This is a genomic window from Actinoplanes sp. NPDC019969, from assembly GCF_055562375.1.
Window position 1 is genome coordinate 225,457 of the sequence record NZ_JBVHFK010000003.1, and the last position, 11,826, is coordinate 237,282.

At 72.7% G+C, this 11,826-nt stretch carries 9 protein-coding genes; all 9 read left to right on the forward strand.

Annotated features, from left to right (window positions below):
* Positions 1-15 precede the first annotated feature (15 nt).
* The 9 genes from ACZ3II_RS11210 (at position 16) to ACZ3II_RS11250 (ending at position 11,802) form a co-directional block, all read left to right on the forward strand.
* The gene (locus tag ACZ3II_RS11210) at positions 16-1,122 is read left to right on the forward strand and encodes a leucine-rich repeat domain-containing protein (protein WP_465517479.1); all 1,107 of its coding nucleotides are present in this window, start codon (positions 16-18) and stop codon (positions 1,120-1,122) included.
* Positions 1,119-2,603 carry an ankyrin repeat domain-containing protein gene (locus tag ACZ3II_RS11215; RefSeq protein ID WP_465517480.1) on the forward strand — a complete coding sequence of 495 codons (1,485 nt, stop codon included), beginning with the start codon at positions 1,119-1,121 and terminating at the stop codon, positions 2,601-2,603. Before ACZ3II_RS11210 ends, ACZ3II_RS11215 begins: the two co-directional genes overlap by 4 nt.
* Entirely contained in the window at positions 2,600-3,928 is a 1,329-nt protein-coding gene (locus tag ACZ3II_RS11220) for an ankyrin repeat domain-containing protein (RefSeq protein WP_465517481.1), read from the forward strand. Before ACZ3II_RS11215 ends, ACZ3II_RS11220 begins: the two co-directional genes overlap by 4 nt.
* Before the next feature lie 260 nt (positions 3,929-4,188).
* Positions 4,189-6,108 (forward strand): hypothetical protein, encoded by a 1,920-nt coding sequence (locus ACZ3II_RS11225; RefSeq protein ID WP_465517482.1) that lies wholly within the window; start codon positions 4,189-4,191, stop codon positions 6,106-6,108.
* A complete protein-coding gene (locus tag ACZ3II_RS11230) occupies positions 6,105-7,283 on the forward strand; it encodes an AAA family ATPase (RefSeq protein WP_465517483.1) in 1,179 nt (392 codons plus the stop codon). The genes ACZ3II_RS11225 and ACZ3II_RS11230 overlap by 4 nt, the downstream gene beginning before the upstream one ends.
* Positions 7,273-8,580, forward strand: coding sequence for a vWA domain-containing protein (locus ACZ3II_RS11235; protein ID WP_465517484.1), 1,308 nt, complete (start codon positions 7,273-7,275; stop codon positions 8,578-8,580). The genes ACZ3II_RS11230 and ACZ3II_RS11235 overlap by 11 nt, the downstream gene beginning before the upstream one ends.
* A 90-nt stretch (positions 8,581-8,670) precedes the next feature.
* Complete coding sequence (locus ACZ3II_RS11240) at positions 8,671-9,486, forward strand: oxygenase MpaB family protein (RefSeq protein WP_465517485.1); 816 nt, start codon at positions 8,671-8,673, stop codon at positions 9,484-9,486.
* 70 nt (positions 9,487-9,556) lie between these two features.
* The gene (locus tag ACZ3II_RS11245; protein ID WP_465517486.1) at positions 9,557-10,096 is read left to right on the forward strand and encodes a PadR family transcriptional regulator; all 540 of its coding nucleotides are present in this window, start codon (positions 9,557-9,559) and stop codon (positions 10,094-10,096) included.
* Between the two features lie 11 nt (positions 10,097-10,107).
* The gene (locus tag ACZ3II_RS11250) at positions 10,108-11,802 is read left to right on the forward strand and encodes an acyl-CoA dehydrogenase family protein (protein WP_465517487.1); all 1,695 of its coding nucleotides are present in this window, start codon (positions 10,108-10,110) and stop codon (positions 11,800-11,802) included.
* Positions 11,803-11,826 lie beyond the last annotated feature (24 nt).

Consider the following 11,826-nt stretch of genomic DNA (forward strand, 5'->3'; position numbering starts at 1 on the left):
GGGGAGGTGGCGGCGGTGGCTGACGAGATCGTCGTGCGCTGCCCCGCGATCAGCGACCCCGACCGCGGTCTCGCCGATCCCGCCGACTTCGACGGCATCCTCGGCCGGCTCGCCGCCCCCGATCCGGTCACCGCGCCACAGGAGTTCGCGCGTGGCCTGTTGCGCCCCGACGGCCGGGTCGACCTGTGCAAGCAGGGCGTCGGGCCGGACGTGGCGGCCCGCGTGGTCCGGGTCGCGGCCGGTTCGCCGCACGTCGCGCACCTGCTGCTCGGCACCAACGGGCTCGGCGCCGACGGGGCCCGCGCGGTCGCCGGCGAGCTGACCCCGGGCCACCGGATCAGCACCGTCTACCTGGGCTGCAACCGGATCGACGCGGACGGCGCCGGGGCCCTGGCCGACCGGCTCGCCACCGACGGCGAGATCCGCGCCCTCTGGCTGAAACGGAACCCGATCGGTGACGCCGGGGTCCGCCGGATCGCCGGGGCACTCGCCGGCAACACCACCCTGCGTACCCTCGATCTGGTCAACACCGGCCTCACCGCAGCCGGGCTGGAACCGCTCGCCGACGCCCTCGCCGCCCGCCCGCCGGTCATGGAGCGCCTGTTCCTCGGCGGCAACGGCCTGCGCCCCGACGCCGTGCCGGTGCTCGCCCGTCTGGTCCGCGACGGTGGCGTGCGGGAGCTGTTCCTCGCGGTCAACCATCTCGGCGACGAGGGCGCCGCCGCTCTCGCGGAAAACCTCCGGGGGTTCGCGATGACCCTCGGCCTGGGTGGCAACGGCATCACCGACGTCGCCCCGCTCGCCGCGCACCTGCGGTCCTGGGTGGCGCTCGACCTGTCCCGCCCACCGTCCGAACGGGCCCTGGGCGGTGTCGGCAACGTCGTCGGCGACACCGGTGCGGCAGTGCTCGCCGCGGCCCTGCCGGGCAGTGCGCTGAAACGGCTCGACGTGCGGTTCACCGGTGTCCGCGGCCGTGGCGCCCGGCTGTTGCTGGAAGCGGGCACCGACCTCGACCACCTGGGCATCAACGGGGGCGTGCCACGCCGGATGCGGCGGCTCGCCCCGCGCGCGGCCACCCTGCCGCATGAGGACATCAACGCGATCGTGAGTGTGTACCGGTGAGTGGCCACGACCGTCTCGCGCTCGCCGAGTGGCAGCGCATCCGCCGCTACGCCGTCCCGGACCGGATGATCACCGAGGCCACCGCCGCCCGGGAACGCGGCGACTGGCGGGCCGCGTGTGCCGCCGCCGAGGTGGACGTCGACCTCACCGCAGCGCAGGTGGCAGCGTCTGCGGACGCGCTCGCCGGGTTCGCGCCCGACCTGCTGCGCTGGCACCTGCCCCGGGCGCTGGGCGGCAACACCACCCTCGCCATCGACGCCGACTACGCGCTGCGTACCCCCGAGCCGCTCACCAGGGACTCGGTGGTGCTGGTCGTGGAGGCGCCGGCCTCGATCCACGGCTCGCAGCGGCTCACCCTGCGGGCCGTCCCGGCGGTGGACTTCGAGCAGCTGCGGCGCTACCACCCGGTGCCGCCGCATCTGTGGGATGCCCGGCGGGCCGGTGACCTGAGGACCGCGGCCAGCCGGTCGATCAGGTCCTGGGCGGACGCCGGCCTCACCGTGACGACCGAAGGCGCGCGCTGGTTCGAGGACTATTCACATCGGGCGTGGCATATCGACCCGGCTCTGCTGGCCGGTGAGGTCCGGCAGGTGGCACGCTGGTCCGGCGAGCCGACCTTGACCCTCTGGCACGACAGGTTCGACTTCCTGCGCATCGATGTGGACGGCGACGCGGTGCACATCGTCCAGCTCACCGACTATGACCGGAAACTGGCCGGTCTGCCGAGACTGCACCATCAGCTGCTGCGCTACAACGTGGACCTCGACCTGGTCCGGGCCGGCCGGCTCACCCCCGGCGACCTGCATCCGCTGGTCCGCGACGCGTTGTTCCCGTCGGCGCCGGCACAGCCCGGGCCGGTCCCCGGGCCGCCCGGTCATGTCCGGATCCGGTGCGGGGACGGGTGGCACGGCATCGAGGCGCGCCTCGGCCGGCTCACGCTGACCGCGCACAGCGCCGCCGAACAGCAGCGGGAACGCGCCATGCGCGCCTTCGGCGGGACGGTCACCGGCTGTTTCGCCGTCGAGCAGATGTGGCACGGCGCCCCCGGCCGGCTGCCGAGACGTCTGCGCGCCCACCGCGACGACCTGTGGCGGCGGATGCTGCACGGCGGTACCCGCGCCGTCCTGGAACTGCTCGACGCCGGGATGGATCCGAACCTGCGCGACAGCCGCGGGCGTACCCTCGTGCACCGGGCCCGGTCCTTCGATCATCGGGTGCTGCTGCCCCGGCTCCTCGAGGACGGGGCCGACGTGAACGCCCGCGACCTGGAGGGCAGCACCCCGCTCTACCTCGCCGTCGTCTACCAGGCCCCGGCGGATCTGATCATCGCGCTGGTCGAGGCGGGCGCCGACCCGCACGCCCCCAACCAGGACGACATGTCCGTCATCGACTACCTCGACGACGTCCTCGCCTACCGTGAGGACACCGACGTGGACCCGGAGTTCGAGCCCGCCCTCGACTTCCTGCGCCGGCGGGCGTGAGCGGCGCCGATCCGCTCGCCCTCAGCGAGTGGCTGCGGATCCGGCGCCACACCGTTCCGGCGTGGATGATCGAGGAGTGCACCGCCGCCCGGGAACGCGGCGACTGGCGCCGGGCCTGCGCGATCGGCGAGATCGAGATCGCCTTCGACGAGCGGGACGCGCCCCTGGAGGACCTCGCCGGGTTGGCGCCCGACCTGCTCCGCTGGCACCTTCCCCGGCACTCCGGCGGGCACACCACGCTGCTCAAACAGGCGACCTACGTGCTGACCGAGTGGTCCACCGCCCTGGTCCTGCGGTCACCCGTCTCGTTCCTCGGCTCCCAGCGGCTGACCCTCGACCTGGTCGACCGCGCCGCCCTCGCCGACGGGAGATATGTCCGCCTGCCCCGCCCGCTGTGGGACGCCCGCGAGGCGGACCGGCTGCGGATCATGGTCGGTGGCTCCGCCCAGCGGGTGCCCTACTTCGACGCCGCCGGCGTGCCGCTGCCGGCCTCCGCGCTCGGGATCGGCGGCGACGCCCCGGCACGCGCGGAACGCCGGCACATCGACCGCCGGGACGGTTTCGGGCCGGACCGGCGCGGCCTCCCGGACCCGTCGGTCGACCTGGACCTGGTCCGGCACGGATTACTTCAACCCCAAGATCTTCACCCATTGGTACGGTCGTCGCTGTTCCCGACCGCACCAGCCGCCGTCCCGGCGACCCCTCCGGTGAGCGAACCGGTGCGGGTCCGCTGTGGTTCCGGCTGGCACGAGGTACTGAACCGGTCCGGTCAACTCGCCCTGCCCGCCCACTCCACCGCCGAACGCCGCCGCGAACGCGCCCTGCTCGCTCTCGGCGGCCCGGCCACCGGCTGCTTCGCCGCCGAACAGGCCTGGACCAGCCCTGTCGGCCGGCTGCCACGCCGGCTCCGCGCCGACCGTGACGCCCTGTGGCTGCGCATCCAGCACGGCGGCACCCGGGCCGCCCTGGACGCGCTCGACGCCGGAATGGACCCGAACCTGCGCGACAGCCGCGGCCGCAACCTGATGCACGCGCTCGGCTGGTTCGACCACCGGCGGGTCCTGCCGGTGTTCCTGGCGGCCGGCGTCGAGGTGGACGCCCGCGACCGGGAAGGGTGCACACCACTGGGGCGGGCGGCGTCGTACCCCTGGCCCCTCGAACTCATCGAGGGGCTGATCGAGGCCGGCGCCGACCCGTACGCCCCGTCGGCCGACGACCCGGACGTGCCGATCCACCGGTGCGACCACATCCGCCGCCGGATGCGCTGGGCAGGCGCCGGCCCGGAGACCCTCGCAGTGATCAAGTTCTTCGAACGGTACGCCTGAGAGCTGTAGCGCTCGTGATCGCCCTTCCGCTGCTGGCCGCCCGGGGCCTGTCGCCTACCCGGGGCCTGCCGACAGGCCCGGAGTCTGCCGCCTGCCCGGAGCCGAAACGGCGGCGAGAAATGTCGTAGGGCTCCCGTATGCTGCGGCGCGGCGAGGGTCGGAAGCGTGCGGATCGGCGTGTCCCGGCTGCGCTGTGGAGCGACACGGGGAGGTGCCGGGATGATCAGATCCGGCCATGGCAATGGTTCGGCGGCGGGCCGGTGAGCCGCCGCTGGCAGCAGTATTCCGTTCCGGACTGGCCGCTGATCCGGCGGTTCGCGGTCCCCGTGTGGATGATCGACGAGGCCACCGCGGCCCGCGAGCGCGGTGACTGGCGGGCCGCCTGCGTGGCGGCGAACGTCGAGGTCACGTTCGGCGAGATCGACGGCCCGGTGGCCGAGTTGCTCGCCGGGTTCGCCCCCGACCTGCTGCGATGGCACCTGCCCCGCGCTTCCGGGGTGACGACCCTGACCCGGGACGCGCGATACGTGCTGACGCCGGACGGGCCGATCGGGCCGGACACCACGGTGCTGGTCGCCCACACTCACGGGCCGACCCCGTCGGACCGTCTCACCCTGGCCACCGCGCGGGCCGGCGACCTGGCGGAGGGCCCGGTCCATCCGGTCCCGCCGTACCTGTGGGATGCCCGCCGCGCCGGCGACGTGCGGCTCGCGGCGAACGGTTCAGCCACCAGGCTGCCCCGTCTCACCGCGGAGGGCGAGCGGCTGCCGGAGGCTCTGTTCGGCATGGGCGACGACCTGCCCGCACTGGCGGAGCGGATCTCCCGGGCGTCCGGTCCGGCCGAGGCGTGGGCGATGGCCGGGTGGACCCCGGTCCATCACGGCGACCTGGGCGGCTATCCGATCCCGGGCGGCGTCGATCCGCTGCTGCTGGCGCGCGAGGTGCGGCGGCTCGCCGTCCAGTTCCGCCGCCGGGTGTGGGCGGTCGCGGCCGCCGACGCGGTGCCGGCGATCCACCTGGTGACCACCGGTGACCGTCCGCAGATCGCCCGGTTCTCCGCCGACGCCGAGCTGGCCGGGCCCTTCCGGGCATCGTTCCGGCTGCATCCGCACTTCGTGGCGGCGCCCGTCGACCTGAAACTCGTCCACGACGGGGAGATCCGTCAGGCGGATCTGCATCCGCTGGTCCGTGCGGCGCTCTTTCCTCGGTCGCCGGGCCGCCCGGAGCAGGTCACGGCAGGGTCGAGAGAACGTTCGGTCGCTGTGGTGGGTGTTGGGTCGGGGGAACGTTCGGTCGCTGTGGGCGGTGCGGGGTTGGGGGAACGTTCGGTCGCTGTGGTGGGTGTTGGGTTGGGAGAACGTTCGGTCGCTGTGGTGGGTGTTGGGTCGGGGGAACGTTCGGTCGCTGTGGTGGGTGTTGGGTCGGGGGAACGTTCGGTCGCTGTGGGCGGTGCGGGGTCGGGGGAACGTTCGGTCGCTGTGGGCGGTGCGGGGTCGGGGGAACGTTCGGTCGCTGTGGGCGGCGCTGGGTCGGGAGAACGTTCCGTCTCCGCGGTTGCCGCTGGGCTGCTCGCGGAGCGGCAGGTCCGGGTTCGGTGCCGCGGGGTGTGGCACATGGTCCACTATCGGGCCGGCCGGCTGAACATGCCCGAGCACTCGGCGGAGGAGCAGCGCCGGGAGCAGAGCCTGGGCGCGTTCGGCGGTCGCGTGGGCGGCTGTTTCCAGGCTCACTCCGCCTGGACCGGCGGCGGCGGCCACCTGCCCAAGTCCCTGCGCCACCACCGCACCGACATGTTCCACCGGATCCGCCACGGCGGTGCCCGGTTCCTGCACCTGCTGCTCGACGAGGGGCTCGACCCTTTCGTGCGGGACGGCCAGGGCCGCACGCTGCTGCACATGACCGGCGAGTTCGGTGACGCCGGGCTGCTGAACCGGCTGCTGACCGCGGGTCTCGACGTGAACGCCCGCGACAAGCAGGGCATCACCCCGCTGTACGAGGCGGTGTTTCCGCTGAGCCGGCGCTGGCCCAGCGATCTGATCATGGCGCTGGCCGACGCCGGCGCCGATCCCGTCATGCCGGCCGGCGAGATGTCGGTGCTCGGCTATCTGCGGTCGCAGGAGTCCCACTCCGGACCCGACGTCTCCGAACTGATCACCTACCTGCGGGGGAAGACGACATGACCACCGGGCTCGACGCCGCCGACACGCTGTTGCGCCAGATCCGGGTCACCCGGACCGAACCGGTCACCGACCATCGGGCCGCCGCGCTCGCGCTGTGTGTGGCCGCGAACCTGCCGGTGCTGCTCTGGGGTGAGCCCGGGATCGGCAAGTCGGCGACGCTCGCCCAGCTCGCCGACGGCCTGGACGTGCCGTTGGAGACGGTGATCGCCAGCGTGCACGAGCCGTCCGACTTCGCCGGACTGCCGATCGTCGGCGACGACCCGGCCGTGCAGGGGGTGCCGATGGCCCCGCCCGACTGGGCGGTCCGCCTCGCCCGCCGTGGCCGTGGCCTGCTGTTCCTCGACGAGCTGTCGTCCGCGCCGCCGGCCGTGCAGGCCGCCCTGCTGCGGGTCGTCCTGGAACGCCGGGTCGGCAGCCTCATCCTGCCCGACGAGGTGCGGATCGTCGCCGCCGCGAACCCGCCGGCCAGCGCCGCCGACGGCTGGCATCTGAGCCCGCCGCTGGCCAACCGGTTCGTGCACCTGCACTGGACGCACGACCCGCGGGTGGTCGCCCGCGGTCTCGCCGGGGTGTGGCCACAGATCGACGTCCCGGCCGTGCATGCCGACCGGGCGGCGAGCGCGCTGGCCCGGGCCCGCGGTGTGATCGCCGGGTTCCTCACCGCCCGGCCCGGCCTGACCCACAGCCTGCCGTCGGACGCCGAGGCCCGCGGTGGCGCGTGGCCGTCCCCGCGCACCTGGGACATGACGCTGCGGCTGCTGGTGTTCCACTTCTGCGCGGGCACCAGCCGGGAGGCTCTCGCGACCGCTGTCGTCGGGGCGGTCGGGGACGGCGCCGGGCTGGAGCTGGTCACCTACCTGGACGAGCTGGACCTGCCGGACCCGGAGCGGGTGCTGGCCAACCCGGCCGCCTTCGCCCTGCCCGACCGCGGCGACCGCCAGCTCGCCTTCCTGACCGCGGTGGTCGCCGCGATCGAGGCGTCCGTCACCCGGGAGCGCTGGGAGGCCGGCTGGACGGTCCTGGCCAAGGCCGTCGACGCGGGGGTGCCGGACGTGGCGGCCCGGGCGGCGTTCGACCTGGCCCGCATGCGCGATCCGGAGTGGCCGGTGCCGGCCTCGATCGACGCCTTCCTCGACGTCCTCACCGCATCGGGGCTGCTGACCGGTGGCGCCTGACCTGCCCCCGGCCGCACCGGCCGGGCCGACTGCACCGGCCGGGCCGGGCGGGCCGGGCGCGGCGGTCCGGCTGGATCGGACGAAGCTTCTCGCGGCGCGGTTGAAAGCGGCCGGGGCACAGCCCTACCTGGCGTCGGCGCTGTACAGCCTGACCGTGGTGCCCAGCGACGGTGTGCCGACGATGGGGGTGGACCGGCACTGGCGGGTCTACGTCAACCCGGGGTTCGTCGACGCGACGCCGGTGCGGGAGCTGGCGGCGGTCTGGGTGCACGAGGTCGCGCACCTGCTGCGGGACCACCATGTGCGGGCGGAGCTGCTGCCGCCGGGTGTCCGTGCGGACCATCGCCGGGTCAACATCGCCCAGGACTGCGAGATCAACGACGATCTGTCGTCGCTGCCGTCCGGTGCGATGCGGCCGGAACGGTTCGGGTTGCCCGCCGGGCAGCTGTTCGAGCAGTACCTGCCGGGCATCCCGGCGACGCCGACCTGTTGCGGCTCGGCGGGGAGCGCGGGCGAGTGCGACTGCGGCGGGGCCGGAGAGGCGCTGGGCGCGGCCGAGTGCGGGTCGGGTGCGCACGGCCGGGCGATGCCGTGGGAGAAGTCCGGCGGCGCGAAGGTCAGCGCGGTCGAGGCCGCGGCGATCCGCCGGCAGATCGCTCAGGAGATGCGGAACCACGCCAAGAGCCGGGGGCGGCTTCCGGGAAGCTGGAAACGCTGGGCCGACGAGATCCTGGAACCCACCGTCGACTGGCGGCGCGCCCTCACCGGCGCCGTGCGGGAGGCCGCGTCGTGGGCGTCCGGGGCTGTCGACTACACCTATCAGCGCCCGTCGCGCCGGGGCGCCGCCGTACCCCGCGTGGTCTTTCCCAGTCTGCGCCGGCCGATGCCGCGGGTCGCCGTGGTCGTCGACACGTCCGGTTCGATGGGGCCCGACGAGTTGGGCGCGGTCCTCGGCGAGGTGGCCGGGGTGCTGCGGGCGGTCGGTATCGGCCGCAACCGGGTCGCCGTGCTGTCCTGTGACGCCGACGTGCACACCGTCCGCAAGGTCAACACCGTCGGTGAGGTCGTCCTCGAGGGTGGCGGCGGCACCGACATGCGGGTCGGTATCGACCAGGCGTTACGCGGCCCGGAACGCCCGCACATCATCATCGTCCTCACCGACGGTTACACCCCCTGGCCGGCAAGCAGTCCTGGCAGCGCCCGCGTCATCGCCGGGCTGATCGGCGACAACGCGCCCGAGCCACCGTCCTGGATCGAGTCGATCAACATCCCCCTGGGCGAGGCGGCCGGGAGGTAGCAGAGCGCTGGGACGGCCGGCCCGGCGAAGAGTCCGGGGGCCTAGGTGGACGCGGTATCGGCAGCCGGGCGATCCGGTTACCGTCACGGCATGGATGACGGTCTCTTCGACGATGCCGCGGTCATCCGGCGGGTGGCCCGGGAAGGGCTCCTGCTCGCCGGTGGTGGCCGCGCAACCCTGCTTCAGATCGCGCACCCGGGCGTCGCACAGGGCGTCCACGAGCACAGCGACTTCGCGGCACGCCCTCTCGACCGGCTGCGGACCACGATGAGTTACGTCTTCGGCGTGCTCTTCGGCACCGTCGAGGAGGGCCGGGCGATCAGCCGGGCCGTCGTCGCGATGCACCGCAAGGTGACCGGCCCCGGCTACTACGCCGACGACCCGGACCTGCAGGTCTGGGTCAACGCCACCCTCTATGACACGGCGGTCCTGATCTACCAGCGCGTGTTCGGCCCGCTCAGTGCGGCCGAGCTGGACGAGTGTTACCGGCAGTACAGCGTGCTCGCCACCTCGATCGGCTGCCCCGAGGAGGCGTGGCCGGCCGACCGTGCCATGTTCACCGCGTACTGGGACCACGCCGTCGCCACGCTCCGGGTCGGCGACGAGGCGCGGGAGATCGCGGCCGCGCTGATGGAGCCGGAGAACATCCCGCTCGTGATGCGCCCGGCGAAACCCCTCCACCGCCTGGTCACGATCGGCCTGCTGCCGGAGCCGATCCGGGCCGGGTTCGGCTACACCTGGTCGCCGGGGCGGCAGCGGCTCTTCGACGCGTTCTTCGGCACGACCGCGGTGATCTACCCCCGCCTGCCCGGGAGGCTGCGTGACGCGGTGAAGGACTACTACCTCGCCGACCTGCGCCGCCGGCTGTCGCGCCGGCGCCATCCGCTGACCGCCGACGGGCGATAGGGAGGGCGGTCAGGACGATCCCCGGCAGGAGACGCTTGCTATGCAACTCGTTGCATAGCAAGATGCGGGCATGGCCCTCGAACACGCGATCCTGGTCTCCCTGCTGGAGCAGCCCGGGTCCGGATATGAGCTGGCGCGCCGGTTCGAGCGATCGATCGGCCGGTTCTGGACCGCCACCCACCAGCAGATCTACCGCGTGCTCAAGCGGATGGAAGCGGACGGCTGGGTGACCGCGGAGGAGATCGGCCAGGACGGGCGGCCGGACAAACGCCGCTTCACGGTCACGACGCGGGGCCGGGAGCTGCTGGCCGGGTGGCTGCGCGCGCCGGTCCAGCCGGAGGCGGTGCGGCACGAGCTGGCCGTCAAGATCCGCGGGGCGGCCTTCACCGACGCCGCCGGGCGCGCGGAGCTGATCGGTGAGGTGGAGCGGTACCGGGCTGATCATGAGACGCTGCTTCTCACGTACCTAAAAGGTGAAAAAAGGGATTTTCCTGAGCCGGCGAGTGTCGGCGAGAAACTCCAGCATGTGGTGCTGCAAGGCGGCATCGCCTACGAGCGGATGCTGATCGACTGGCTCGACGACGTCCTCCGCACGCTTCGGGCACTGTGAAAGGAAGTTCTGTGCTCTTCAACCCCACCACCTACGACCCGGCGCACCTCGACCCGGAGAGCCGGCGGCTGCTGCGGGCGCTCGTTGACTTCTTCGAGCAGCGCGGCAAGAAAGCCCTGGTCAAGAGCTATATCGACCGCGCCTGGTACAGCGACTTCCTGGAGTTCTCGGCCAAGGAGGGGCTGTTCGCGACGTTCCTGACGCCGTCGGCGGACGGTCACGGGGACCAGCGCTGGGACACCGCCCGCAACGCCGCGCTCAGCGAGATCCTCGGCTTCTACGGCCTCGACTACTGGTACACGTGGCAGGTGACCGTTCTCGGTCTCGGACCGGTCTGGCAGAGCGCCAACCAGCTCCAGCGCAAGCGGGCGGCCGAGCTGCTCGGCGAGGGGCACGTGATGGCGTTCGCGCTGTCCGAGCGCAGTCACGGCGCGGACATCTACGCCACCGACATGATCCTCACGCCGGCCGGCGACGGCGGGTTCACGGCGAGCGGCACCAAGTACTACATCGGCAACGGCAACGTCGCCGGCCTGGTGTCCGTCTTCGGCCGTCGCGCGGACGTCGAGGGCCCGGACGGGTACGTGTTCTTCGCCGCCGACAGCCGGCACGAGAACTACCACCTGATCAAGAACGTCGTGAACAAGCAGATGTACGTGAGCACCTTCGAGCTGACGGACTACCCGGTGCGCGAGGAGGACGTGCTGCACACCGGCAAGGCCGCCTTCGACGCCGCGCTCAACACCGTCAACGTCGGCAAGTTCAACCTGTGCACGGCGGCGATCGGCATCTGCGAGCACGCCATGTACGAGGCGGTCACCCACGCCCACCAGCGGATCCTGTACGGGCGGCCGGTCACCGCGTTCCCGCACGTGCGGCGGGAGCTGACCGACGCGTACGCCCGGCTCGTGGCCATGAAGCTGTTCAGCGACCGGGCCGTGGACTACTTCCGCAGCGCCGGCCCGGACGACCGCCGGTACCTGCTGTTCAACCCGATGACGAAGATGAAGGTCACCACCGAGGGCGAGAAGGTCGTCGACCTGATGTGGGACGTGATCGCGGCCAAGGGCTTCGAGGCGGACACCTATTTCGACAAGGCGGCGATGGACATCCGCGGGCTGCCGAAGCTCGAGGGCACCGTGCACGTCAACCTGGCTCTGATCTTGAAGTTCATGCCCAACTACCTCTTCAACCCGGCGGTGTACGAGCCCGTGCCGACCCGCCACGACCCGGCCGACGACGAGTTCCTGTTCCGGCAGGGTCCGGCGCGCGGGCTCGGGGCGATTCGGTTCCATGACTGGCGTACGGCGTACGACTCCCGTGCCGATCTCCCGAACGTCGCCCGTTTCCGGGAGCAGGCCGACGGCTTCTGCGCCCTCCTGAGGGAGCACGCCCCGAGCGGCGAACAGCAGAAGGACCTCGACTTCCTGCTGGCCATCGGGCACCTGTTCGCGCTGATCGTCTACGGACAGCTGATCCTCGAGAAGGGCGGCGTCGACGACCATCTGCTCGACGAGATCTTCGCGATCCTGGTGCGGGACTTCTCCGCGTACGCCACCGAGCTGCACGGCAAGACCGCGACCACCGAGGAGCAGGCGGCGTGGGCGCTCGCGCACGTGCGCCGCCCGGTCGCCGACGCCACCCGCGACGACGCCGTCTGGCAGCAGGTCCTGGCCCTGGCCGGCGCCTACGAGATGCGCGACTGACAGGGCCGCGGCCGTCCTTCCCTG